Raw genomic sequence first — 26894 nt, forward strand, 5'->3', positions numbered from 1 at the left:
CTTAAAAAATTTTTTTATGACATATTTCTCTAATCATTTCACCACACTAACGGAAAGAAAGAGGAAGGTGAAGAAATGCAACAACCATATAATGTCGGTGATATCGTTTATATTTTTTATCGGAATCCTCATATTCAGGATGTAGCGAATATACAGGAAGCCGCAGTAGTTTATCATCCAGAGCAACCAGAGGAGCTGGCTCTATTTTTATTTGAAACATATTATCCAATTTCAAATGATATGTTAATTTTTTCAAGCGAGATGGCGGCTGAGCAAGCCTATCATCAGTATTTTCATTGAGGGAGGGCTACTATGATCAAACCGTTTATCCCTCAGCTTGTCTATTTTGAGCCTGATGCGCTCCAGTATCCATTAGGTCAGGAGCTAAAAGAAAAATTTGAACAAATGGGGATTGAAATTCGCTATACGACTTCGCACAATCAAGTAAGAAATCTTCCTGGCGACAATGATTTTCAAAAGTATCGAGTAGCGAAATCGACATTAGTAGTAGGTATTCGAAAAACGTTAAAGTTTGATACATCTAAGCCCTCAGCAGAGTATGCGATTCCGTTTGCAACAGGCTGCATGGGGCATTGTCATTATTGTTATTTACAAACAACAATGGGCAGCAAACCTTATATTCGTACGTATGTGAATGTTGATGAAATTTTAGAGCAAGCAGATCTTTATATGGCAGAACGAGCTCCTGATATCACACGCTTTGAGGCATCCTGTACTTCAGATATTGTAGGGATTGATCATTTAACACATACGTTGAAGCGCGCTATTGAACATTTTGGACAAAGTGAGTTAGGCCAATTACGATTTGTGACGAAGTTCCATCACGTAGATCACCTATTGGATGCCAAACATAATGGTAAAACGAGGTTCCGCTTTAGCGTCAATGCTGATTATGTCATTAAACATTTTGAGCCAGGAACATCACCATTAGTGAAGCGTATAGAGGCTGCGGGGAAAGTGGCAAGGGCTGGATATCCGCTTGGATTTATTGTTGCCCCAATCTATCTTCATGAGGGCTGGCAGGAGGGCTACTATGAGATGTTTGAGCGTTTGGATGCGGAATTGCCAAAGGATGTACGTGACGACATCACATTTGAGTTTATTCAACATCGTTTTACAAAGCCTGCCAAACGCGTAATTGAAAAAAATTATCCCATGACGAAGCTAGAACTTGACGAAACAGTGAGAAGGTATAAATGGGGGAAATATGGGATTGGTAAATATATTTATCAAAAAGAAGAAGAGGAAGATATAAAGGAACACTTGTATGGCTATATGCAAAAATTCTTTCCTCAAGCAAAATTAGAATATTTTACATGACAATAAGAGGGAACAATGTGTTCTCTCTAACTTATTATTTGTGTATGTTAAATCATCTGATAAATCCAATAATGAAAAAATACCACATTGTCTCTGATTCACGGTAATTAATGACTAAATCATCTGTAGTATTCTTGTAAACTAAACGGCAGTTACAGGGTAAAGTTCATCGCCATTAGATAGTAATCAGGTCCAGAAAAAATTAAGATTAACTGTAAATCTGTGCTGGCTAGTCCTGTTTCTTCTGGTCTCTCTCCTTTGTTAAGCTATCCACTAATTCCATCAAGTCACCTGGAAGCCCCAACCACCATTATATCTCTCTTGCCATAACACTACGTTTTCACTATTTAACATGATGATAACGGAACTAAGTAAAAAAGATTGGTTGATGCCCTCTATATTTATTTAGAAAATCCTTCTTATTTATTGTGTTTGTATAATCTAAATGTCAATGGTAACGCTAACAGAGATTGAATAAGAAGGGGAGAGTACTGGATGGATTCATTTCAAGTAAATTGTTGGTCTGAATATGACGAACTGAAGGTTGTGATGCTTTGTGCACCTTCGATAGTAGATGTAACAGATAGCACAATAGCGGAGCAGGTTGGATGGAGTGATACAGTCAACCATAATAAGGCGATGGACAATTTCCTAGCACTCAAAACAATTTTAGAAAACGCTGGAGTAAAGGTTCTAGATTATGCAAATGAGCTAGCCCATGAGCAGCAATTGTTAAGTGAACAGCTTATAAATCGTTATTTTGTGCGTGATCTTGCCTGTGTCATTGGTAATCGACTTTTACCTGGAAGGGCTGGGAGCTCATTAAGGAGACCAGAATATCCTCTAGCCCATGCCCTTTTAGAGAAATGGTTTCCTCAACAATTTACGGCACAGTCGCAAGCACTTCATTCATTTGAGTGTGGTGATCTGTTGATTTTAAACAAGGATGCTGTGCTCATTAATCTCGGAATGAGAACGACATTAGAGGCCATCGACAAGATAAAAGAAAGCATTTTTCAAGAGGGATTTTCGGAAATTGCCGTTATTGATTTACCGAAAAGTAATGACACACTGCATTTAGATATGAATTGTAATGTTGTGAACGTTAATTTGGTCATCGCTAAAAGCTTTGTGCGCCTTTTTCCTGTACAGGTATTGACAGCACAAAGCAGCCGTTTCGACATGATTGAGCCATTTTTAAAGCGTCATGGTTTTGATGTTTACTGGCGTGACACCTATAAGACAATACCAGATATTAATTTCATCAACCTTAATCCAGAAACACTATTGATTAGCAAGCAGGCGACGAAACAGCAATTCTTGGCGCATCCACTTCTAAAGAAAAAGAACGTGCTTGAAGTCGACGTCACAGAGCTTGAAAAGGGTGGCGGTGGCATTCGTTGTATGACATTGCCATTGGTAAGAACGTAACGAAGGACTGATAAACATGACTTCTACTTCAAATAAAGGAAGGTTGTCTTGGTGGCAACTTTCGCTTCTCGGTATCGGTTGTACACTGGGAACAGGCTTTTTTCTTGGGACAAGTATGGCCATCCATAAAAGTGGACCGGCTGTGCTCATTCCTTTTTTGTTAGCAGCTATATGTACGTATATTGTGTATGAGGCACTTGTCAAAATGTCTGTGGAAAACCCTGATAAAGGCTCCTTCCGTACTTATGCCAAGCAGGCTTTTGGGCGATGGGCAGGATTTAGTAATGGCTGGGTGTACTTAATTTCCGAGCTATTAATCATGGGTAGCCAGCTGATGGCACTCGGTATATTTACGAAGTTTTGGTTCCCAGCGTTGCCACTCTGGGTTGCTGCATCGATTTATGCTGTCCTTGGCTTAGTCGTCATTCTTACTGGCATGAAGGGCTTTGAAAACTTTCAAAATATTTTTGGGGCATTAAAAGCCGCTGCGATTGTCATGTTTATTATCGTAGCGATCATCATCATCATAAGAGCTACACAATCAGCTCCAATCGAATCATTACAGTCAAATTATGAAGGATTTTTCTCACAAGGAATCAAAGGAATTTGGCTTGGCCTGCTCTATGCATTTTATGCCTATGGTGGAATTGAGGTGATGGGTTTAATGGTCATCGATTTAAAAAATCCAAAAGAGGCGCCAAAAGCAGGGAGAATTATGCTCATTGTCATTACTATTATTTTTATCATGGCTATTGCGCTTGCGTTGGCACTTGTTTCCTGGAAAGACTTTTCGATAGATGAAAGTCCTTTTATTACAGCGCTTCAAGGTTATCATATCCCTTTTGTGGCAGATATTTTTAACGGTGTTTTAATCATTGCTGGTTTTTCAACCATGGTTGCTTCGCTTTACGCGGTCATAACCATTCTCACTACACTTGCCGAGGATCATGATGCGCCTGCCATCTTAGCAAAAAAGGGGAAGATGAAAATTCCTTTTCCTGCCTTTTTATTTTTAACAAGTGGCTTAGTAATTACGATTGTCATTGGTTTTTTGATGCCCGAAAAAATCTTTGAATATTTGATAACGGCAGCAGGTTTAATGTTGATCTATAATTGGCTCTTTATTTTAATAACATATAGAAAGCTAATGGAGCTATCGAGGTGGGAGCAAATTAAGAACAGTCTTGGCATGTTGCTTATTGCTGTAACCGTGTCTGGTACTTTAGGCGAAAAAACGAGCAGACTCGGTTTTTGCGTGAGCCTGCTCTTTATTGTCCTAATCGGTGTGGCGACCTGGATCGTTGTGAAAAGGCAAAAAAACATTGCGTAATGTCCTATTTTCCTGTGACATCCGTAAAAAAGGGCATTCGGATGGACTATGATTGTCATCACTTAAAAAATATTGCTTCCATTCATAGCTATCCTCTTGACCATACCATTTTAAATCTGGATGCCCTGGAATCTCGTCATATTCTGCGATGCGCTGGCGGATAAGTTTTTTGATTTTTCGTCCAAATGCAGTAGCGTCGTTTATATCGTCAAATATCCAACGTGGCTGAATAGCCATTAGCAAAGTAGAAAAGTGACGACTCTTCCGCAATTGATGAGCTGGTGTTGCACAAGAAATAAAATAGGGTTCTCCATTAAAGCAAAACTCCCATTCATGATGGTCTGGATTTGTCGGTATTGCCTCAGGCCAATCCAACTCATCCATATTGGTTAAATTGTTTAAAATGGACCAAAATAATTGCTGGTAATCCGCCACCTTATAGCTATCAAGCATATCATGAGGGGTATGAAAGAACACCGTGAGCGTTGTATATTTTCCAAAAGATCTTGCTGTGTTCCCATATTCCTTTAAGCATTCAGCTAACATCTGAATCGATTGCTCCTCCCGTGGATCCCCTATAAAGCTATAGCGTAAATGGTTCGATAAAAACCCCATTCTGGCTGGTACACAAGGAAACGTATTCCCTTCATCGGCAATTGTGGCAGCAAAGTCAGTATAGGCTGACTGTTGCCACAACGGCAATGTCTCCAAATGTTCCTCAATCCACTTCCGATCAAACACGACTACTTCCACTGGAAACTCCTCCTTTTACTCACATTTATTCTATTAAAGAAAAAGCAAATGGGTTACGACTCTGTGCAGTGTGCAAGGATGTTCTTTTTAAGGAGATTTTTAAAGATTTAAGGTAAATCATCAATAATCAATTTTTAGTTAAGGGATTGCTTTGATTAAGGAAATAGCTAAAAATCATCGTTTTTTGCAGAGGTTTGGGCTGTTGCGAGCGCTTCGGGCAAAGGAAAGAACGATTTTGAAGCAAAAGAGAGCACTTCGAGCAAAGATATGAGTGGAATTGAGCCAAAAGAGAGCGCCTCGAGTAAAGGGATGAGCGGTGTTGAGTCCAGGGTGAGCGCTTTGAGTCAAAGAATGGGCAGTATGAGCCAAGAGAGCGCTTAAATCAACGTTAAGAGCGACTCTAACCTCAGAAAGAGTGATTCAAGCCGCTAACACACAATCGAGGCTTAGTCTTTTTGTTGAAAGACCTTTTGCTCAAGGATGGTTAGGGCATGCTGGATGTCCTTTAAATCATCCGATGTGGCATGCTGAATAAGCGCTAAAAAGCGTTCCTCAATACAGGCGAATGCCTCTGCCATCATTTTTTCACCTTCGGGTGACAGGCGTACATATTGCTTTCTTCGATCCTCTGTGTCGCTAAATTTTTCAATTAATTGGCGTTCTTGTAGTTTTCGTAATTCACGGCTTGTATTCGGTAAGGACATGTGCTGACATTCACTGATTTCGGTTGGTGTGACAGGTTGGCTTACTTTAATATATTCAAGAATTTTATAGTGAAGCGGTGTGATATTAGCTGTGGTTACATTTTGTGTGAGATCATGTGTCACTTGATGGATTGTGGCTGTGAATGATACAAACTGATGAAATAAAGTGCTTTTATTCAATGGGATCACCTCTACTGACAAGATAACAAATAACTTGTCCTAAAACAATTATCATTTGACAACTAAAAAGGGATGGTTTATTATTTTGTTATCAAATGATAAGTAATTGGAGGGCACATGATGAAAACGTTAATTATTTATACATATCCAAATCATAAAAGTTTAAATTATGCTTTTTTACAGGAAGTATTAAAGGGTTGTCAAGAGAATCCTGCCATCGAAGAAATACAGATACTAGATTTATATGAAGAGGAATTTGATCCACGTTTAATTTTCCATGAGCATAAACGACGTCGTGATATGTATCAGGATCCGAAATTGGAAAAATATCGACAACAGCTTTCCTGGGCGGATCAGCTTGTATTTGTTTATCCGATTTGGTGGGGAAGACCGCCAGCAATGTTGTTAGGTTATATTGATCAATTGTTTGCAGCTAACTTTGCTTATCGGGATACAAAGGGGTTATTTCCAGAGGGACTTTTAAAAGGGAAGTCGGTTGTTTGTGTGTCGACGATGAAGGGACCAACCAATTATCCGTTTTTATGGTTGAATAATGCGCATAAAATTTTAATGAAGAGAGCATTGTTTAAGTTTGTTGGGATGAAAAAAGTAAAGTTTTTTGAGTTTGGAAATATGGAAAGTAAAAAGGGGAAACAGCAGCAAAAATTGGATAAAGTATATCACTATTTTAGAAAAGTTGCTTACTAGTTAAAAATAACTCGTGCAGACCGCTTTTAGTCGTTTGCACGAGCTGATGTACTATCGATGGGCACTGTAACCAAAAAGCTTGTAAATTCAGCGAGCTTGCTCTCCACAGCAATAGTTCCATGGTGCATATCAATAATTTTTTTGACAATGGCTAATCCTAAGCCACTGCCACCATTAGCCGATGTTCGTGATTGATCAGCCTTATAAAACCTTTCAAAAATATGCATTTGTTGTTCTTCTGTTAGACCAATGCCAGAATCTTGAATAATGACAGAGATCGAATCTAATTGCTTCTTCATAGACAATGTGATGGTCCCTTTAGCAGGTGTAAATTTAATGCTATTCGTTAGCAAATTCATCCAGACTTGATTCATTAAATCCTCATCTGCTGTGATGCTTATATTGTCAAGATGGAGGTCAAAGTCAAGCTGTTTGGCTAGCCAATTCGGTTCAAGAGCTAGGACAACAGTGCGTAATTGTTTATCAAGCCGATAATTTTTAGGTTCAAAGGGATGGTGATGTGATTCTAAGGATGTTAGTTTGAGTAAGTTATCGCTGATTTTTGATAAACGATTACTTTCCAATTCAATAATGTCTAAATAATGCTGACGCTTTTCTTCGGGCAAATTAATATTTTTAAGTGCCTTCGCAAAGCCATTAATAGACGTTAAAGGTGACTGAATTTCATGAGAGACATTTGAAATAAACTCTTGACGCATTCTTTCAAGTTCACCTAATTCAACGGCCATATGATTGATGCCATGGATTAATTGTCCAAATTGGTCTTTTTCATCTGCTTTCAAGTCTAACTGGACATCAAAATCACCTTTTGCCATGCGACTTAATGCATCAACGATTTTATCCCAGTAGTTACGTTGTCGGTTCAGTCCAATTAAAAAGATAATTGCTGCAGAACAGGCAAAGAGTACAAATACACCAATTACCGTGCCTAATTGTAGCCAGAAACCATGGGGCTCTGTCCCTAATCGAGCATACAGCCAAGTGGTTGCGTGATAGGCAATAAAAGCAAATACAGTATTGGCAATGAGGAACAGGCAAAAGACCATTGCCAATCTTACAAGGAATCTTCGTTTTCTCATAACATTAATTCCAAACGATAGCCAAGACCACGAATAGTGCGAATGACAAAGCCACTCAGCTCTTGTGGAAAACGCTCGCGTATTCTTTTAATATGAACATCGATTGTTCGCTCATCTCCCTCATAGTCATAGCCCCATATTTCTTCAATTAATTGTTCTCTTGAAAAGGTTTTACCAACATAACTGGCTAGGGTAAATAAAAGCTCGAACTCCTTTAAGCGAAGTAGAATAGTCTGTCCATTCATATCTACTTCATGTGTATGGCGATTGAGTTTGACGTTACCTGCTTCGACAACCTGAGAGAGAGAAATGCGATATCTTTTTAAAATCGATTTTACACGCACGATTAGCTCGGCTGGCTCGAATGGCTTCACGAGATAATCATCTGTCCCTAAATGAAAGCCTTTGACCTTTTGAGAAGTTTCGCCCTTCGCTGTCAGCATCAGGATAGGGAGGTCTGTATCGAATGAACGTATTTCCTCACATAATGCCCAGCCATCCATATTGGGCATCATAATATCCATTATGACCATATCCACTTTTTCAGTGGCTAATTGGGACAGTGCATCCACACCGTCCATAGCCTCGATCACCTCTAAGCCTTCATTTTGTAGAAAGACTTTTACTAATTCTCGAATATGTGCATCATCATCCACCACTAATAGTTTTGTCATCTCAACAAACCCCTTTATTCATCCTCTTTAATACGTAATTGTTGCATCGCAAACTCACGGTACATAGCATGTGTTTCAAAGAGCGTTTCGTGTGTACCACATCCTGTAATATGCCCTTTCTCAATAAATAGTATTTGATCGGCATCTACTACTGTTGATAGACGGTGCGCAATAACCAATGTTGTGCGACCTTCCATTAAGTTGTCTAATGCTTTTTGTACATAAATTTCTGACTTACTATCTAAACTCGATGTTGCTTCATCTAACATTAATATTTGTGGATTACGTAAAAGCGCTCTTGCAATAGAGATACGTTGACGCTGTCCTCCTGAAAGCTTAATGCCTCGTTCTCCAACTTCTGTATCAAACTTATCTGGCAGCTCGTTAATAAATTGATCGGCATAGGCCATTTTGGCTACCTTTTCTAGCTCATCATCTTGCACATCTCGCTCAATACCATAGCAAATATTTTCTCGAATCGTTCCTGATAATAGGGCACTTTCCTGCGCCACATAGCCAATTTGACTGCGCCAAGAATGGAGTGAGAATGTTTCTATTGGTATATCTCCTAGCGTAATACTACCGCTCGTCGGCTGATAATATCTTTCTAACAGTGAAAATGTAGTTGTTTTACCACCACCACTTGGCCCGACGATGGCTGTTACTTTGCCTGGTTCAATCGTGAAGTTTATATCAGATAAAATAGGTTCTTCCCCATAAGAGAAATCGACATTTTTAACATAAATGGGTTGATTTACTTTTTCAACTGTTAAGCCTTCTTCAATATGTTCCTCTTCATGTTCAAGCAATGCACTAATACGTTCTGTTGCACCCATTGCTTTTTGCAGTTGAGTAAAGAACATTGTCAATTGCGTCATTGGCATAATGATTTGGATTAAATATAAAATAAATGCCACCATATCGCCAGCCGTCAGCTCCCCAGAGGAAACACGGACACCGCCATAGCCAATAATAGCTACAAGCACAGACATCAGCACAAATGAAATAAGCGGTGAAATCAATGCATGGATTTTTGCTTCTTTTAAGCCAAATGTAAAGAGATTAGAAATACCTTTTTTTCCACGCGCATATTCAATTTGTTCAGCATTGGAAGCCTTGACTAGACGTGTTTCGGGTAAAACTTGATTCAATACAGACGTAAATTTCGCTGTCTCATCTTGCATACCTTTTGAAATGACAAACATGCGTCGACCAAGCAACATTAAAATGACCATTGCCAGTGGTACAGCAATCAGCATCACTAACGTCATTTTCCAATCTAAAAATAACAGAATGATGATCGAACCAATAATCGAAATAACACCAGATAAACAATTTGCTAAATGCTCTGTAATCAGTTCTTTCACAACAGCTGTGTCATTTGTAACACGGCTCAAGGTTTCCCCTGTATCATGTTCATCATAATAGGGGATTGGTAAGTGTAGCAGTTTTCTCCATAATTGATCGCGTAATTTTGCTACAACATGATGACCAACTCGATTTAAATAGTAAATAGATAAGCCACTCGCAACAGCTTGTGCGATAAAGGCAATACCTAGCACAATGATTTGCCAATAATTAAGTGATTCTAAAGAAAAGCCATCCACTAATTGTTTTGTAAATAATGGAACAATAAAACCTACACCCGTTGTCGCTAAACTCATCACTAAAGCGATGACGAGTAGCCAAATCGGCGGCTCAGCCCGTTTTATTAATTGTATAAAGCGTCGCCAATCTTTTTGTTTTGTCGTATCTTTTGATGTCTCTTGCAAAGAAATAAGCCTCCTTCATTGTTCGAAAACAATGTTTTTCGTTTCTATGGCTTTACTATAGCATGCGATTATGAACTGAATATGAAATGAATCGTCATTAAAAAAGGTGATGTCACCATCATCTTTTGCTATTAGTCTGCGCATTCATCATGGTAGCAAGACTTCCCAAGCAAGCGATAGGTTCTAAGCTTTAGTTGAATTTGTAAAAGTTCCTCATAGCTTTTTAAATCAGTTTATAAAATTTCTTTAATCTATTCGATACGATAAATCAACATTTCCTTGGCGGTTTCGCTAATTTTCATATTTATGTAGATGCAATATGAATTGCAGAGGTACCCATTTAATGAAGGCCAACAAACGATTCAAAAATAAAAAGACGACCTACCTTGCTAGGAAGTCGTCTTTTTCATATGGATATGAGGTTGATTCTGATTGCCAATTTTTAGTTGAATTAGGACCATAGCTAGAACGATGATAATCATGCCAATAATCGCAACTGAAAAATTGCCTGTGAAGTCTCGTACTAGACCAACAAAAAATGGACCCAGGGCAGCGAATACGAAACCAACTGATTGTGTCATGGCTGCCAGGAAGCTTGCCTCGCTCATATCCTTGGCCTCATCGATAGGTAATGTTAATCCTAATGAGAATAGCCCACCTGCACCAATGCCAATCAACATACTACTTAACCAAGGATTATAAGAAAACAGTAGCATCAATAACCCAATTAATTCTAATGATGAACTGCTGATTAGCCATACAGCTCGATGCTGAAAACGATTATTTAAGATAGGCACTAAAAACGTGGCAGGCATTTGGGCGACGGTTAATAGTGTCAGCATCATGCCAGCATCGTGTTTGCTGTAGCCCATATTTTCAGCGATTGGTGGTAACCAAGCCATTATGGTATAAAACATGAAGGCCATTAAACCAAAAAAGCCTGTTAAAAGCCAAGCCTTTTGATTCGTTAGCATGTGCTTCACATTTATACCAGTACTAGATGGTTTAGCAGCGCCTGATTTTTGTTCGACTGGTTTCCACCAAAAGACTAAAGCAATCAGGGCAAGTATAGCCCATGAAGCGGCAGAAGCTTGCCATGAATGAAAGAGATTGCTCAATGGTATGGAAAGCCCTGAACCAAGTCCAGCGCCTACAACAAGTGCTAACGAGTAAAGACCGATTACACGAGACGGATTCGAAAACTTCTCCTTAATATAGCCCGATAATAAAGGACCCGCTATAGCAATACCAATGCCTGATAAAAAAGCCGTAACTAGCATCACCCAGGCAGAATAAGCAAAAAATCTTGCAGCTGTTGCTAGTCCAATAAGAATAAGGGAGTAAGCAATGGCTCTCTCAATGCTCCAACGATTGGCTAGTTGTATCGCAAAAGGAGCAAACAAGCCCATACATAGCACAGCTAAAGATGTTAATAAACTTGCAGTAGCCGCACTCATATGTAAAGATTCGCGGATGATGCCTAACAAAGGTGAGACCGAAGTAATCACAGGACGTAAATTAAATGAAGCTAAAATAATAGCGATAATGGGTATAATTGTTTGCTTTGCATTCATGTTATTTCAACTCCGATACAATTCATAGTAAGTTCAAATTGAAGTCTATACCAACCAAGATGATTGAACAATACTATTATTACTATTACAATAATAGATAAAAACTATGATTGGGTGTGATCGGTGTGGAAATACGTCATTTACACTATTTTATGGCAGTCTGTGAGGAGTTACATTTTACAAAAGCTGCTGAGAAACTTGGCATTTCTCAGCCAACATTAAGTCAGCAAATACGCGTGCTTGAGGACGAGTTAGGTATGCCATTGTTTGATCGGATTGGAAAAAAGATTGTTGTAACAGAGGCTGGCTCTCTATTATTTAGCTATGCTACGGAAATGCTCACAACATTACAAAATGTTAAAGATGCTATCAATGATTTACAGGAGCTGCAAAGAGGACAAATAAGTGTTGGCATTATGCCATCTGATTTAGATTATCGGATTACACAGCTTGTCATTGACTTTCATCAAAAATTTCCGAAAGTAAAATTGAAGATACTGGCTTCTATTGATATTATGCGGCAGGTTCTTGAAAATGAAGTGGATATTGGCATTGGGACGAATGTGGAGCCAGATGATCGTTTGGTAATCATTCCTTTACGTAGAGAGGAGTATGTGCTGACCGTTTCACAGGAGCACCCATTGGCGAATCAAACCGCTATCACCATTGCTGAATTGAAAGGCCTGCCTATGGTGATGTATCCAGAAGGCTTCTTTGGCAGAGAGATTGTAGAGGAGGCTGTAAAAAAACATGGTTTTCAGCTTCATTCTATTCTTGAAACAAGCTCTGTCACGTCGATTATGAATCTTGTCCGTGCCAATATTGGTGCGACAGTGCAACCATACCATCTAATCCAACAAATAAATGATCCTACTTTGTGTAGTATATGTATTTCAGATGGAGCACCTAGCCGTAGCTTGTCTATCATTTACCGAGTAGATCGCTATGTCAGCCAAGCAACAACAGCATTTATTAAACAAATTAAAGAATATTTCAAGGCTTGAAGCAAACGGTTAAGAAGATAAATTGCCAAATAAAGTTCCTTTTTTTGGTGAGATTACATATACTATTTATAAACCGACAGTCAGTCTAATTTGTGTAGGGCAAGATATGAAGCGTGTAAAGTTTCACTTGTGCCTACACTTTTTTTACACAAATAATGACCGACAGTCGGTCTAATAAATTGAAGAGGTGGTCATTAAATGGAAATAACAATAACAGAAAAGGGCTATTCGAAAGATTTTTTTATAATGGTAGTTGGGCAAATTATTTCTATTTTGGGCTCTGCACTTTTAAGATTTGCTTTGTCACTTTTTGTGTTAGATATGACAGGACGCGCAGATCTTTTCGCTTTGCTTTTTGCTATTTCATGCCTACCTATTTTACTTACGCCATTTGGTGGTGCTATAGCAGATCGATTCAATCGACGTAATTTAATGGTCCTATTTGATTTTATCAGTAGTGCTATTGTCTTTATTTTCTTTTTCGTGTTACTGACAGACAATCATTCCGTGTTATCGATAGGGTTTGTTATGGTACTGTTATCACTTGTCAGTGCAATGTATACACCAGCCGTAATGGCTAGTATCCCTATATTGGTTAGTGAACAGAAACTAGAACAAGCCAATGGCATTGTCAACGGAGTGCAGGCTTTGGCAGGTGTGACTGCACCTGTACTAGGGGGAATTTTATATGGTGTGCTCGGCCTAAAAATGCTGGTCATTGTAAGTGGTTTTTTATTCTTCTTTACAGCTATTGTAGAAATGTTTATGACGATTCCCTTTATAAAGCGAGACTACGATGGGCATTTGGTGCAAATATTAATGAAGGATATGAAAGAAGGCTTTACCTATGTCGTGAAGCAAACATTTATTTTAAAATGCACGCTACTAGCTGCTTTATTGAATTTATTATTGACACCGCTTTTTGTTGTGGGCGTGCCGATTATCCTTCGCGTCACAATGGAAAGTAGTGATGCATTATATGGAATAGGTATGGGTATCATTGATTTGGCAACCATTTTAGGAGCATTAACGATGGGCTATTTTGCACAAAAGCTTCGTATTCACAACCTCTACATTTGGGTGTTGCTGTCGGCATTATTAGTCATTCCTATGGCGATGGCTGTGTTGCCTCGAATGTTGCTAGTAGGCTATTATCCTTCATACGGCATCTTTATTGGGTGTGCCGTTGTGATTGCGATGATGATGACGATCATTTCCATTTACGTGATGACCCTTGTCCAAAAGCAAACACCAAATGATAAATTAGGGAAGGTCATGGCAATTATGATGGCAGTATCACAATGTATGGCTCCACTTGGGCAAATAGGGTATGGTATGTTGTTCGAGGTCTTTCAAGGTAGGATTTATATACCTGTTCTCATGATAGCTGTATGTGTACTATTGTTAGCGTTCATAACGAACAGAGTATGGCGATTTGAGACTAAATGATTTGTTATAACAAAGAAAACCACCTTTTTAATGGTAGTTTTCTTTGTAAAGCTTAAAATCTTCTCGCTCTATGACGCCTCTGCCTGTTAGTAGGAGCCTGCGTAGGCAAGAATGGGAAGAGAAGTGGTGGACTAAACTGTGCATTATTGCCTACATGGACAGCCAGCGATTCCTTTTCACTCGTAGGAGCCGCACTCTCTTCCTCCTGTGCTATGGCGTTTAATAGCGGTGCTGGAGACTCGTTATGATGTGTAGTATTGGTAGTTTCAGTAGGATTTGTTGTAGCAGTCGCTTCTTGATGTTGTGCTGGATGTTCGATGGCAGCATGTGGCTGCTGGACTGCATGGACGTCTTTCATGACGAGGATTGGCCGCATCATATCATGGTCCTCGTGCTCAAGGAAGTGACAATGCCACATATAATGACCAATATGATCTTTCCAATGCATAATAATTTTCGTTACCTTACCTGCATCAGCTTTCACTGTATCCTTCCAGCCTCGCTCATAGTCACGTGGCTCCTCAGGTGGCCCTGTGAATTCTATAATGCCTTCATTTTGATAAAGTTCCAGATTAAAGGGTCTTCGCTCCAAAATTTTAAATTGAATGAGATGTAAGTGAATAGGGTGAAGAAAAGGTGTAGCATTAATAAAATTCCATATTTCCACACTATCTAAAGATGGTTTTTCTGTTGCTGGGTCATGGTACATACGGTCATTTAATAATAACATAGGGCGTCCAAATTCATCAGTTGTAGCTGTCAAGGGCAGTTGTCTTTCAATATGTGCATGGTGTGTATGGAGATCCATCGTAACGGCTAGCCTTTCAGGAATATCACTTGTATCTTCACATTTTAAAGGTACTGTGACTCTAAACTGCATAATGACATTTGTGTGTTCATTACTGAAATCTGTATCCGCATTGATTAAGGTGATTTCCTGTCCCGCACAGTTTGAAAAATCGATAATCACATCTGTACGTTCTGCTGGCAACAACTCGACAGATTGGATCAGTTGGGGGGCGGATAAGAAACCGCCATCTGTACCAATTTGAAACATTGGCTGACCATTTGACAGGCTGATAACATAGCCCCTCCGATTGGAACCATTAAGAAAACGAAATCTATATTTACGTGGCTCTACATCTAAGTAAGGCCATAATTTTCCGTTCACTACGATTGTATTACCAACAAAACCAGGTGTAATAGAGGGGTGAACGGGGACTGGGAATGGTGGTTCATCAGGATAAAACAACGAACCATCCTCATTAAAGGATTTATCTTGTATTAAAACCGGATATTCGTAGTCTCCACATGGTAAATTAGCGCGTTCCTCAAGTGCATCTCTCAGTAAATAAAAGCCTGCTAATCCTGCATAGACATTTAAACGTGTTAAGGCCATTGCATGGTCATGATACCACATGGTAGTGCCAGGCTGATGATTTGTATATTCATGTATTTCCTTATTAAATTTTGGCCCAGTATGCCGATAGTCTCTTGTGTACCATGCTTCTGGATGACCATCACTCTCCCAATCCACATTGGCGCCATGTAAGTGAGTGACGGTTCTTACCTCTTGAGAATCGTTGGCGGCATGAAGTGTAAAATCTACGGGCAAAAAGTGCTGTAAGGGTAGCTGATTTTTATATTTCACATAAATGGTTTTGTCTTTAGTAGCTTCAATGGTCGGTCCTGGATAAAGCCCGTTATAGCCCCAAATGTATGTTTTGGGGAAATACTTATGAAAACGGTGCTCGCCTTCCATCATGACTAATTCGTAATAATCATTTTTTTGTTGCCCTCTACTATATTTGGGTTTAGCTGTCATTGGTTTTGGAAGTTCATCTACAAATTTTGGAATAGTTGCTGGATCAGAAGGGTTAATTTGCATACTCACAACATCACGTCCTTTTTCAATACTTAAAATGGCTAATTATTTCATCATATGGGTAAAAACAATAGGTAACGGGGACAATGATGGAGAAAAGTGTGTGAAGGCATAAAAATTTAACGACAACTATGAATGGAAAGCGATGATTCATTTTGAAGGTGTAGCACAAGAAAAAGATGGTTGGACCTAGTAAGAGATTTTGAAATGCAGGAAATAGTTGGTTATCTAATGAAAAGGGCGGACGGAGTGAATAAATATACCTTATAATTGAGAAAGCACAAAGTGTATAGGGCTTGGAGAAGTGGTGAAACGGTGAAATTAACATTAGAAGAGTTAAATAAAACGATTATGGAAATGCGCACGAAGGGGTTTTTAACGGAAGCACTAAAACTAGCGGATCAAGGTCTTTTAGTCGCATTAGAGAGCAAAAATTATGCATATGTATTGGATTTGTACTATCAAAAAATACTAGTTCACCATTCTTTAGGTGACACCTTAAGCATGGTCAGTCTTATGCATGATTATGAGGCGATTTGTCAAAAATATGGTTCTAGCAAAGATTTAATGCATTATCATTTAATCATGTCTTTAATCTATGACTTGGTAGGCATACGTGAAAAAACAGTAGAGATGACGAAGAAATCGATCGCCTATGCACAAGAGTTGCAGGACGCCATCATGCTTGTTCGGTGTCATAATAATTTATGTTATTTAGAGGTGGAGAAGGGCTGTACGAAGGAAGCACTTCAAGCAGGGCTTTTAGCTAGAACATATAATCAGTCCTTATCTAAGACAATGCCCGATCTTGCAAAATTACATGATATTCGTATTAATAATAATTTAGCAGATGTTTATATTTTAGAAGGGGATTTTAAAACGGGGAAGGCCTTGCTGGACAATACGTTATCCTCTGACATTATTCATCAGCATAAACGCGAAAAAGTAGCTGCGTTGTTTGGCTATGGCTTTTTATATGAAAAGCAGCAAAAGTTTGAAGAAGCCGTCCCCTATTATAAAAAGGCTGTAGAGCTTGCTAAATCCTACGGGGATAAACCGACAACGAAAAAAGTCATGCGTTTACTGTTAGATGTATTGTATCAATTGAATTGGCGGGATGAAATTTTTGATGTACAGCGTGAATATATTGATCTTACAGAAAAAATGAGTGTTGCGAATTTACTACAGCAAGTCATGAATTTGGAATTTAAGCGTCAAAAGGAGAAGCTTGAGAAAAAAGCCCATTATGATCCATTAACAGGCGTGTTAAATCGTCATTTTTTGGATCATGAGCTACATGAATGGTTAAACATAGCCGAAATGACGCAATCATATGTGTGTATTACGGTACTAGATATTGATCATTTTAAATTGTTTAATGATATGCATGGTCATCTGTTTGGGGATATGGCTTTACAGCTTTTAGCCAAGGGCTTGAAGAACTTTTTACAGAAGGAAGATGTGAAAATTATTCGGTATGGCGGAGATGAATTTATCCTTTGTATCAAGCATCAACAAAAGGACTATATCAAAACACTTGTCAACAACACGCATGCTTATTTACTCACTTTAAAGCTAGAACAAGAGCATCAAAGCTATCCGTTAAAGGTGAGTATGGGTGCTTGTGTCAACGATCAGCAAAATTATCAGTATAAAGAGTTGTTTGAGCGAGCAGATAGCTGTTTGTACGAAGCGAAAGATAATGGCCGTGCCAGCTATGTTCTGTGCGAACTATCATAAATTTACGCATTCCTATTTACTTGGTTGAATAGGAATTTTTCAATGGAAAAAAATTCGCTATACCAATCATTTGAAAACGTTATTCTAGCAACGTACAATATATGAAATTAGGAAACACGACAGTACAAAATTGTTGTATAATGTTGTGGTATGAGGAAAGAAAGCAGGTTGACAAAATGGAAAGCAAAATGAATGGTTATACAGTGATAGACATACACAAGCTTCAGCTATGTGTTATGCCAAAACAGCTCGATAGGAAACATAAGGTGAATAGATGAAAAACTGGTTAATTTTCATTTCTGTCTTTATTGTTTCATTGTCACTTGTCATTAGCATTTTAGTACTCTGGAAAGCCGAGGCTCCGTTCCGTTCAATTGAAGAGAAGGCTGAACAGTTGGCACTCGATGCCAAAGCCCTCGCAATTGTCTCGGAGTCCTACACATATAATGGCAAACATTCGTATGTTACTGTGTTCGGGGTAGACGAATACGGTGATAAAAAAGCTGTCTTTGTTCCAACGAATCTAGATGAGGATTCCATTCAGGAAGTGTTATTAGAAGATGGTATTACGGAAAAGCAAGCATTATCGGTTTTTAAAAATGAAGGAAATGTACAAAAAGTCCTCCACATGAAATTAGGTTATGAGGAACCTGGCGCTGTTTGGGAGATTACCTATCTAAACAACCATGATCAGCTCAACTATGTCTATATCATGTTTAAGGATGGCGACTGGTGGAAGCGCATTACGAATTTATAAGAGGAGTAGATCCCGGATGAAAAATTTATTAGCAACACGTGTAAAAACTTTAACACCATCTTCAACATTAGCTATTACTGCGAAAGCAAAAGCATTGAAAGAGCAAGGTATTGATGTTATTGGTCTTGGGGCTGGTGAACCAGACTTTAACACACCTCAAAATATTTTAAATGCAGCCATTGATTCAATGGAAAAAGGATTAACAAAATATACACCTGCTGGCGGACTTCCAGTTTTGAAAAAAGCTATTATTGATAAGCTTCAACGCGATAATAATCTTGCCTATCAATCAAATGAAGTCATTGTCGGCGTAGGGGCAAAGCATATTTTATATACGCTATTCCAAGTTATTTTAAACGAGGGCGATGAGGTTATCATTCCAATTCCTTATTGGGTGTCTTATCCAGAACAAGTGAAATTAGCTGGTGGCGTACCTGTATATGTTGAAGGTACACGTGAACAAAGCTATAAAATTACAGCGGATCAACTAAGAGCAGCTGTGACAGATAAAACGAAAGCTGTTATTATCAATTCACCTAGCAACCCATCAGGCATGATTTATTCTCGTGAGGAGCTAGCAGAGCTTGCAGCTGTTGCAGAAGAAAAAGATATTTTAATCGTGTCAGATGAAATTTATGAAAAGCTTGTATACAATGGTATTGAGCATTTTTCAATTGCACAACTTTCTGATGCAGTGAAAGCACGTACAATCGTTGTAAATGGTGTGGCAAAATCTCACTCTATGACAGGCTGGCGTATTGGGTATGCTGCAGGTGACGCAGACATTGTTAAAGCAATGACTGACCTTGCATCACATTCAACATCAAATGCGACAACAACAGCACAATATGCAACTGTGGAGGCGTATAATGGCCCTCAGGACGCAGTAGAAGAAATGCGTCAAGCATTTGAATCTCGTCTTGAAAAAATTTATCCACAGTTAAGTGCAATTCCTGGCTTCCATGTCTTAAAACCACAGGGTGCATTCTACTTATTACCAGACGTAGCAGAAGCTATGGCTCACACTGGCTATGATTCAGTAGATACATTCGCTGCGGATATTTTAACAGAAGCAAACGTAGCAGTGATTCCAGGCTCTGGCTTTGGTGCACCAACTACAATGCGATTATCCTATGCTACATCTTTAGAATTATTAGAAGAGGCAGTCCGTCGTATTGATGCATTTGTAAAATCAAAATGGCAAGACTAATCCCTCTAGTCGACTTTGGAGGATTTCTATGAAAAAAATTATGATTAAAGATATGCCACAGCATATCGGTGAAACAGTCAAAATTGGCGTTTGGTTAGCTAACAAACGTTCAAGCGGAAAAATCGCGTTCTTACAGCTACGTGATGGTTCTGGCTTTGTACAGGGCGTTGTCGTGAAAGAAGAAGTAGGCGAAGCAATTTTTGCTACGGCAAAAGGAATGACGCAAGAAACGTCTATGTACGTTACGGGCGAAGTGAAAGCTGACGAACGCTCAAGCTTTGGCTGTGAGCTTGCTGTAACAGGTATTGAGGTACTACATGCAGCAACAGATTTCCCAATTACACCAAAAGAACATGGTCCTGAATTTTTAATGGATAACCGTCATTTATGGCTACGCTCTCGTAAACAGCATGCCATAATGAAAATCCGTAACGAAATTATTCGTGCCACATATGAATTTTTCAACAATAATGGTTTTACAAAAATGGACCCACCAATTTTAACAGGATCTGCACCTGAAGGTACTTCAGAGCTATTCCATACAAAATATTTTGATGAAGATGCTTATCTATCTCAATCTGGTCAGCTTTACATGGAAGCGGCTGCAATGGCGTTAGGAAAAGTATTCTCATTCGGTCCAACTTTCCGTGCTGAAAAATCTAAAACACGTCGTCACCTAATCGAGTTTTGGATGATTGAGCCTGAGATGGCATTTGTAGAATTTGAAGAAAACTTAGAAGTACAAGAGCAATATGTAGCGCACATCGTACAATCCGTACTGGCAAACTGCAAATTAGAATTAGAGCGACTTGGCCGTGATACATCGACACTTGAAAACATCAAAGCGCCATTCCCTCGTATTTCGTATGATGATGCGATCAAACTTTTACATGAACAAGGCTTCGACGATATCGAATGGGGCGATGATTTTGGTGCGCCACATGAAACAGCTATTGCGAATTCATTTGACAAACCAGTATTTATTACTTGTTACCCAGTAGGCATTAAACCATTCTATATGCAACCACATCCAGAGCGTGATGATGTTGTCTTATGTGCTGATTTAATCGCACCAGAGGGTTACGGTGAAATTATTGGTGGTTCTGAGCGTATTCATGACTATGAATTATTAAAATCACGTTTGGAAGAGCATAATCTATCATTAGATGCTTATGCATGGTATTTAGAGCTTCGCAAACATGGTTCTATCCCACATTCAGGCTTTGGTCTTGGATTAGAGCGAACTGTAGCATGGATTTCTGGCACAGAGCATATCCGTGAAACGATTCCATTCCCACGTTTACTGAACCGCTTATATCCATAAGCTAATCAATTTAAAAGTCGCGTAGTGAAATATCTACGCGGCTTTTCTACTTACTAAAGAAGGAGTCTGGAGAAACATGAACGTAAATAATCATCGACTCCGTACATGGACTGAGCAGAGAATGATTCCCATTCCTCAGCTTTTTTTTCAGTTTTATAAGGAGTTAAATATGGAAGATGAAGAGGCACTCATTGTCATGCACTTATTAGCCTTTCATATGGAAGGGAATGATTTCCCAACACCTAATGATCTCAAAAATCGCCTCACAATGTCTGACCATGACATCACATCACGTTTACAACGCTTAATGCAAAAAGGTTTTCTTGAAATTTCACGCGATGTTGATGCGGGAGGCAAGCTATATGAAAAATATTCCGTGTACCCACTATGGGAGCGCATTGTGCAGATGATGGATATGAAAGAGCAGCAAAAAACGGCAGTGACACTTCGACAAGAAGAAGGCGAGCTATTCCGTCTATTTGAAGAGGAAATGGGGCGTCTTTTATCTCCTTTAGAGCTTGAAAAAATAGGATGTTGGCTTGATGAGGACAAGCATAGTCCAGCGCTCATTAAGGAAGCACTAAAGGAGGCTGTCTTTGCTGGGAAACTGAGTATTCGTTATATTGATCGCATTTTATTAGAGTGGAAAAAGAAAAATATTACGACACCACAAGCCGCACAAAAGCAAAGCGAGCAGTTCCGTGAGAAACAGACATTTAACAGAGCACCAGCGCGGACAGCTCAACAAGAAACAACGCAACCAACGAATAAAGTACCATTTTATAATTGGTTAGAGGAAAGAGAATAGGGGGGCATCTGGTTTGTTAACAAAAAAACAGTGGGAGCATTGTCTAGAAGAGATGGATCGAATGTTTCCAGATGCACATTGTGAGCTCGTGCATGACAATGCCTTTGAGCTGACGATTGCTACATTATTATCCGCACAATGTACAGATGTACTAGTCAATAAAGTAACGAAAACATTATTTCAAAAATATAAAACGCCAGAAGATTATTTAGCGGTATCCTTAGAGGAGTTACAGCAGGATATTCGTTCTATCGGTCTTTATCGTAATAAGGCAAAGAACATTCAGGCATTATGTCAACGATTGCTCACTGAGTATGGTGGTGAAATACCTGCAACACGTGAAGCACTTGTGACATTACCAGGCGTAGGGCGAAAAACAGCCAATGTCGTGCTTTCCGTTGCCTTTGATATTCCAGCACTTGCAGTAGATACGCATGTGGAGCGAGTTTCAAAACGGCTAGGGCTCTGTCGATGGAAAGATTCGGTGCTTGAAGTAGAAGAAACGATTATGAAAAAAACACCTATGGACAAATGGTCGAAAACACATCACCAGTTAATTTTCTTTGGACGTTATCATTGCAAGGCACAAAATCCCGGGTGTCATGCCTGCCCTTTACTCGCTGATTGTCGTGAAGGTCAAAAACGCTTAAAGAAAGGCTTGGTGAAGGAAGCGTGAACAATGAGGCTATCGCAAAAGATAAAGTAGATGCATGGTTTGCTCAATGGTCAACCTTGCAAGCAGCGATCCATACAGCCCACGATGCGAGAAACGGTACAGCTAAAGGGCTAATGGAACAAGCCATCGAGCTATTTGAACAACTTGTACAGGCAGCAGGCGATGAGGTGCTACCGATCAATGGTGTTGAAAGACTTTCCTTTATTAAAGCCAAGCCAGGCCAATACGCATGCTACCGTCAGCTAGATGAATTATTCAAAGAAACCAAAAAGCGCACAGCTCGATTGCGAATTCAAGCTAGCAAAAGCTAGGAGTCGATAGAGCACCAAGATGCGGATAAAGTGCAAGAAGTGGTGGATAGAAAGTCAAAAGTAGCGGATAGAATGAGCAAAGTGATGGATAGAGCGCCAGAATTGATCGATAGAGCACTAACAAAGTGTTAAGAACGAATTTAAAAAGCCGAGAAGCAAATTGCTGCTTCTCGGCTTTGTGTTTATTCTGAGCTTTGGTCTTCTTCTATTGGGTTGGTTGGTTCGGTAGGAGGGGTTGGCTGTTGATTGCCATCATTGTTACCACTGTTGCTACCGTTACCGTTATTACCTTGCCCATTGCCATTATTATTGTTGTTATTGCCATTGTCGTCATTCCCGTTGTCATTGTCTTCTTGACCAGGATCTGTTGGTAAATCGATTTCTGGCTCATCTGGGTCTTCTGTTTCTAAATCTTCCTCAGGCGTACTTGTGATTTGGAAGGTAGTTGTGCCAGGTTCACTGCGTGTGCCATCTACAATGGCTACGACAGAGATTGTGTAATTACCATCTTCAAGCGTGTTGCCAACAGTTAAGCCTTTGCTGTCTGTTGTACCAAGCGTTATTGATTCTCCGCCATCACGTTTGGCAGTTACTTCAAATGAAGTTGGTAATGGTTCATCTGTTTTTGGATCTAGGATCGCATCATGTTCCCAAGAGATATTAATAGACTGTGCTCCTAAATCTAGGCTTGCTGATACATTGTAAGGTGTAGATAATTCTGGAGCCTCGTACACACTCGACACCTCTGTTGGTTCAGTACCACGAACGAATAGTTCTGTTTGACGTAGTTCGCTAGGTGTATAATCACTTGCTAATTTAAGTGGTTTAGAGCCGACTTCAATCGTTGCTTCTACAACGGTATTTGGCTTTTTAAAGCTTGTATTTTCAACATTTGATGAAATATCTTGCATAATTGATTTAAATAAATTTTGTGGTAATCGACGTTCTTCCCACGTTGTAATTGGATCAAAGTGTTTTTCATAACCACTCCAGATAGCAATGGAGTAGTTTGTTGTGTAACCCGCAAACCATGAGTCTGGTACACTTGTATTTGGTAAATTATATTTGCTAAAATCTTCTGCTGAGTAGTTGGTTGTACCTGTTTTACCTGCGATATCTAAGCCAGGTACATTGGCAGCAGTACCAGATGCATCTGGTTTATTGCCAACTACATCACGTAGCATATCTGTCACCATATAAGCTGTGTAATCGCTCATAGCCACTTTAGGCTCAGGTGTGTAATTTTTAGATGTTTTACCGTCACGGTAGACGATTTTTGTAATGGCATGTGGATCTGTATAGACCCCGTTATTGCCGAAAGCAGCATAGGAAGCAGCCATTTGGATAGGGGAGATTGTAATGGCACCTCCACCAATCGCATCTGACTCATATAGATTTTCCGTTTCAATTCCTAAACGCCCTACAAATTCTTTTGCTTTGTCAGTACCAACTTCTTGTAATGCTTTGACAGCTGGTACGTTACGTGATGCATATAACGCTTTACGTGCCGTCATGGCCCCCATATATCTGCCATCCCAGTTTGTGATTGTTTGTTTTGAATTTGTATAGTTCATTGGTTCATCGACAAGTGTTTGACCTGTAGACCATTTTAAATATTCAATTGCTGGACCGTAGTCAACTAATGGTTTCATTGTGGAACCAGGTTGATTTTTTGTTAGGTCATCTGCATAGTTGAAACCACGCTCAGCACCGTAATGACGACCACCACCAACGGCTTGAATGGCACCAGTCTTTGTATCGATGACAGCTACACCTGACTGAATTTCTTCAGTAGGGAAATTACTGTCGTCGTTCATTACGTTTTCTACAACTTGTTGGGCATTCGGATCAAGTGTTGTATAAACTTTAATTCCTTCTGCCATCGCTGTTCCATCACCATTATTTTCTAATTCATTAATCACAATATCGAGGAAGGCATCATATTTCGAACCTGCAAATGATTGACGTGTTGCATCATCCGCTAGACCTGATTGGACTTCCATTTGTTTTGCTTCTTCCATCTCAGCTTTTGTAATTTTTCCATGTTGATGCATTAAGCCTAAAACCGTATTACGACGTTTTTTTGCAAGCTCAGGGTTTTTTAATGGATTATAAGCATTTGGTCGTTGGACTAATCCTGCTAATAATGCTTCTTCATCTAATGTTAAATCTTTTAATTCTTTACCATAGAAATATTGTGCTGCTGTTCCGAACCCGTAAATACGACCCGACATGAGCATTTTATTGAAGTACATTTCAAAAATCTCTTCTTTTGAATACTTACGTTCTAGTTGGAAGGCTAGCCAAGCTTCTTGTGCCTTACGCTTTAGTTTTTTCTCGTTTTGTAAAAATGAGTTTTTGACAACTTGCTGTGTCAGGGTAGACGCACCTTGTGCACCAAAGCCATCACGGAAGTTTGCCAAAATAGCACCGCCTAGACGATAAAAGTCCATGCCGTGGTGCTCAAAAAAGCGCACATCTTCCGTTGCGAGAATAGCATTGACCATATCTTCAGGTATATCTTCATACTTTATATATTTACGGTTTTCAGCACCGATTGTAGCAAATAGTTCACCGTTTTTATCGTAGAACTCTGAAGAAACAGGGTCCTTTAATAATTCTTCATCAAGCTCTGGAGCTGTGCTTGCATAGTAGGCAAACAATCCAGCGCCTCCAATGAAGCCCGCCACACCGATTGCTAAGAGTGTTAAGAAAATACGTTTAAACCACGTCTTAGCAGGTGAAGATGATGTTGTTTTTTTCTTACCTTTTTTATTTTTTTCAGCGAGAGCTTTTTGGTGCTCCCCACGTGTTCGACGACGTTCAGTCATTCTTATTTCTCCTCACTTTCAGACCTGAAGCATGTTGCATCGATCCATTGTTGGATAATGGGTAAATAATCGATACGTGGATAATAACTTGTAGGAATTTCATATGCCTCTTCTTCAATCGTTGAAAAGGGTATCGATTTACGATCGCCATTCTCCATTGCTTGCCAGGCCTTTTGTAAAACTTCGTAGGGCACAATAAAATATCGTTCAAAGGCAGAAAAGCGAACGATAATAAAAGCCATACCATTTTGTTCCGTCACTTGCTGCATATGGATCATTTGATGCTCATGAATATTTTTTAAGGGGAAGCTCGTTTTGGAAGCCGTTTCCTTTGCATCAAAATCTATATAATGCCCATTCCAAACACCATTGTAGTCGGTTGTAGAGGGTGTTCGAAAATATGCTTCACGAATAACAGCAGCACTTCGTGAAGGGTACTCTACTTTGACGATTTGCACAGGAACAGGTTTCTTATGAATGATAGCAAGTCGCCTTTTTATATAATAGTCGTTTGCTTCATTAATTTCATCTTCTAGAGTCTTGCCACGATTACTAAAAGACAAATCTTTGCTATTCCTTTTTTTTTCTGTTTTCTGTACAGACACATTCGGCGTATACAATTTTCCGTTTGGATAACGAATTGTCATTCAACTCACCCTTTATCATACTGCTTTTCTATACACTAGTTTACCATGTTTTAGCGGCTATTCTCTACCTCCATCAGTCATGTTATTGCTAATAGAATCGTAGAGAACAGATGGGAAGTAGAAACAAATTACGTCGAAAAATCACTAGCTTCTATTTTACTCGAATCGTCAAAATAACTGATTAATTTTAGTCATGAATTGGCTGAAAATATGTCCCTTTCAGATCTTTCATAGAAGACGTTTTTTTTAGGTTGAAGGTTCATTTTTAAAAATTTATCGAAAATCTTCTTCTTTCAGCTAACTTACGCTTATTTTGTCACGCTTGAAGGTAATTCTATACATACGAGGAATACTAAAGTAAAGCAAAGGAGGCGTTATATTGAACAAGTTAGAACAATTAGTTGCGCAGTTAGATCTGGTCAATCAATTACTTTTCACGAGAGTGTCCCTGGAAAACAATGCACATAGTTTGCACTTTTTTATGCAGCTTCAAGCGGTTAGCCAGAAAGTAAGCTTAGCAGAAAAGAACTGGCAAGTAAAGAATGCTTGTTCGCCTATTAGTAGTGAAAAATGATAGACTTTGGTACACTTATCTCATAAGCAATTGAACTAACACAATAGCATTAAAATTGATACATTATTTACCATGAAATAGCGGTGAATAAAGATCAAGAGCAGTGATATT

General features: G+C 39.2%; 24 protein-coding genes. 15 read left to right on the forward strand and 9 right to left on the reverse strand.

The window, feature by feature from the left end; all coding sequences use genetic code 11:
• Positions 1-75: 75 nt before the first annotated feature.
• From AC6BKE_RS15155 to AC6BKE_RS15170, 4 genes are all read left to right on the forward strand, one after another.
• Positions 76-300 carry a transcriptional regulator SplA domain-containing protein gene (locus tag AC6BKE_RS15155; RefSeq protein WP_036118524.1) on the forward strand — a complete coding sequence of 75 codons (225 nt, stop codon included), beginning with the start codon at positions 76-78 and terminating at the stop codon, positions 298-300.
• A gap of 12 nt (positions 301-312) precedes the next feature.
• Positions 313-1341, forward strand: a complete 1029-nt coding sequence (gene splB / locus AC6BKE_RS15160; protein WP_058845073.1) for a spore photoproduct lyase — start codon at positions 313-315, stop codon at positions 1339-1341.
• A gap of 495 nt (positions 1342-1836) precedes the next feature.
• Positions 1837-2772 (forward strand): arginine deiminase family protein, encoded by a 936-nt coding sequence (locus AC6BKE_RS15165; RefSeq protein ID WP_036118518.1) that lies wholly within the window; start codon positions 1837-1839, stop codon positions 2770-2772.
• Positions 2773-2788: 16 nt separating this feature from the next.
• Positions 2789-4102 carry an amino acid permease gene (locus AC6BKE_RS15170; protein WP_036118515.1) on the forward strand — a complete coding sequence of 438 codons (1314 nt, stop codon included), beginning with the start codon at positions 2789-2791 and terminating at the stop codon, positions 4100-4102.
• Here the strand turns inward: AC6BKE_RS15170 and AC6BKE_RS15175 are convergent.
• The gene (locus AC6BKE_RS15175) at positions 4049-4855 is read right to left on the reverse strand and encodes a YqcI/YcgG family protein (protein WP_089933212.1); all 807 of its coding nucleotides are present in this window, start codon (positions 4853-4855) and stop codon (positions 4049-4051) included. The two genes, AC6BKE_RS15170 and AC6BKE_RS15175, sit on opposite strands and share 54 nt — an antisense overlap.
• 446 nt (positions 4856-5301) lie before the next feature.
• Positions 5302-5739 carry a MarR family winged helix-turn-helix transcriptional regulator gene (locus AC6BKE_RS15180; protein ID WP_036118507.1) on the reverse strand — a complete coding sequence of 146 codons (438 nt, stop codon included), beginning with the start codon at positions 5737-5739 and terminating at the stop codon, positions 5302-5304.
• A 120-nt stretch (positions 5740-5859) separates the two neighbouring features.
• Between AC6BKE_RS15180 and AC6BKE_RS15185 the strand changes: the two genes are divergently transcribed.
• Positions 5860-6447 (forward strand): NAD(P)H-dependent oxidoreductase, encoded by a 588-nt coding sequence (locus AC6BKE_RS15185; protein ID WP_036118504.1) that lies wholly within the window; start codon positions 5860-5862, stop codon positions 6445-6447.
• A 26-nt stretch (positions 6448-6473) separates the two neighbouring features.
• Here the strand turns inward: AC6BKE_RS15185 and AC6BKE_RS15190 are convergent, their stop codons facing one another.
• The 4 genes from AC6BKE_RS15190 to AC6BKE_RS15205 all read right to left on the reverse strand — a co-directional run bounded on the left by AC6BKE_RS15190 (position 6474) and on the right by AC6BKE_RS15205 (position 11567).
• The gene (locus AC6BKE_RS15190; protein WP_499857143.1) at positions 6474-7547 is read right to left on the reverse strand and encodes a sensor histidine kinase; all 1074 of its coding nucleotides are present in this window, start codon (positions 7545-7547) and stop codon (positions 6474-6476) included.
• The gene (locus tag AC6BKE_RS15195) at positions 7544-8221 is read right to left on the reverse strand and encodes a response regulator transcription factor (protein ID WP_089933202.1); all 678 of its coding nucleotides are present in this window, start codon (positions 8219-8221) and stop codon (positions 7544-7546) included. The genes AC6BKE_RS15190 and AC6BKE_RS15195 overlap by 4 nt, the downstream gene beginning before the upstream one ends.
• A 14-nt stretch (positions 8222-8235) precedes the next feature.
• A complete protein-coding gene (locus AC6BKE_RS15200; protein WP_058845078.1) occupies positions 8236-9993 on the reverse strand; it encodes an ABC transporter ATP-binding protein in 1758 nt (585 codons plus the stop codon).
• 389 nt (positions 9994-10382) lie between these two features.
• Positions 10383-11567, reverse strand: a complete 1185-nt coding sequence (locus AC6BKE_RS15205; protein WP_058845079.1) for an MFS transporter — start codon at positions 11565-11567, stop codon at positions 10383-10385.
• A gap of 125 nt (positions 11568-11692) precedes the next feature.
• On the opposite strand from AC6BKE_RS15205, the gene AC6BKE_RS15210 reads away from it, so the two are divergent.
• Both AC6BKE_RS15210 and AC6BKE_RS15215 read left to right on the forward strand, forming a co-directional pair.
• Positions 11693-12571 carry a LysR family transcriptional regulator gene (locus AC6BKE_RS15210; RefSeq protein WP_340810803.1) on the forward strand — a complete coding sequence of 293 codons (879 nt, stop codon included), beginning with the start codon at positions 11693-11695 and terminating at the stop codon, positions 12569-12571.
• Between the two features lie 198 nt (positions 12572-12769).
• A complete protein-coding gene (locus AC6BKE_RS15215) occupies positions 12770-14020 on the forward strand; it encodes an MFS transporter (RefSeq protein ID WP_101966311.1) in 1251 nt (416 codons plus the stop codon).
• Between the two features lie 52 nt (positions 14021-14072).
• Here AC6BKE_RS15215 and AC6BKE_RS15220 read toward each other — a convergent pair whose 3' ends face one another.
• Positions 14073-15908, reverse strand: a complete 1836-nt coding sequence (locus AC6BKE_RS15220; protein ID WP_499858313.1) for a multicopper oxidase family protein — start codon at positions 15906-15908, stop codon at positions 14073-14075.
• Between the two features lie 312 nt (positions 15909-16220).
• On the opposite strand from AC6BKE_RS15220, the gene AC6BKE_RS15225 reads away from it, so the two are divergent.
• The 7 genes from AC6BKE_RS15225 to AC6BKE_RS15255 all read left to right on the forward strand — a co-directional run bounded on the left by AC6BKE_RS15225 (position 16221) and on the right by AC6BKE_RS15255 (position 22731).
• Positions 16221-17645 carry a tetratricopeptide repeat-containing diguanylate cyclase gene (locus AC6BKE_RS15225; protein ID WP_499857145.1) on the forward strand — a complete coding sequence of 475 codons (1425 nt, stop codon included), beginning with the start codon at positions 16221-16223 and terminating at the stop codon, positions 17643-17645.
• A 274-nt stretch (positions 17646-17919) separates the two neighbouring features.
• Entirely contained in the window at positions 17920-18402 is a 483-nt protein-coding gene (locus tag AC6BKE_RS15230; RefSeq protein ID WP_036118471.1) for a cell wall elongation regulator TseB-like domain-containing protein, read from the forward strand.
• Positions 18403-18418: 16 nt separating this feature from the next.
• A complete protein-coding gene (locus AC6BKE_RS15235; RefSeq protein WP_036118468.1) occupies positions 18419-19612 on the forward strand; it encodes a pyridoxal phosphate-dependent aminotransferase in 1194 nt (397 codons plus the stop codon).
• A gap of 28 nt (positions 19613-19640) precedes the next feature.
• A complete protein-coding gene (gene asnS / locus AC6BKE_RS15240) occupies positions 19641-20936 on the forward strand; it encodes an asparagine--tRNA ligase (protein WP_499857147.1) in 1296 nt (431 codons plus the stop codon).
• 76 nt (positions 20937-21012) lie between these two features.
• Positions 21013-21744 (forward strand): DnaD domain-containing protein, encoded by a 732-nt coding sequence (locus AC6BKE_RS15245; protein ID WP_036118461.1) that lies wholly within the window; start codon positions 21013-21015, stop codon positions 21742-21744.
• 13 nt (positions 21745-21757) lie between these two features.
• The gene (gene nth / locus AC6BKE_RS15250) at positions 21758-22420 is read left to right on the forward strand and encodes an endonuclease III (protein WP_036118459.1); all 663 of its coding nucleotides are present in this window, start codon (positions 21758-21760) and stop codon (positions 22418-22420) included.
• On the forward strand, positions 22417-22731 hold the full coding sequence (locus tag AC6BKE_RS15255; protein WP_036118455.1) for a YpoC family protein: 315 nt from the start codon (positions 22417-22419) through the stop codon (positions 22729-22731). The genes nth and AC6BKE_RS15255 overlap by 4 nt, the downstream gene beginning before the upstream one ends.
• 182 nt (positions 22732-22913) lie before the next feature.
• Here the strand turns inward: AC6BKE_RS15255 and AC6BKE_RS15260 are convergent, their stop codons facing one another.
• Together AC6BKE_RS15260 and recU are read right to left on the reverse strand one after the other, a co-directional pair.
• Complete coding sequence (locus tag AC6BKE_RS15260) at positions 22914-25562, reverse strand: penicillin-binding protein 1A (RefSeq protein WP_089933188.1); 2649 nt, start codon at positions 25560-25562, stop codon at positions 22914-22916.
• Positions 25563-25564: 2 nt separating this feature from the next.
• On the reverse strand, positions 25565-26209 hold the full coding sequence (gene recU / locus AC6BKE_RS15265; protein WP_058845086.1) for a Holliday junction resolvase RecU: 645 nt from the start codon (positions 26207-26209) through the stop codon (positions 25565-25567).
• A 379-nt stretch (positions 26210-26588) separates the two neighbouring features.
• Between recU and AC6BKE_RS15270 the strand changes: the two genes are divergently transcribed.
• On the forward strand, positions 26589-26783 hold the full coding sequence (locus AC6BKE_RS15270) for a hypothetical protein (RefSeq protein ID WP_036118439.1): 195 nt from the start codon (positions 26589-26591) through the stop codon (positions 26781-26783).
• Positions 26784-26894 lie beyond the last annotated feature (111 nt).

The organism is Lysinibacillus sp. COL-1, from assembly GCF_059814265.1.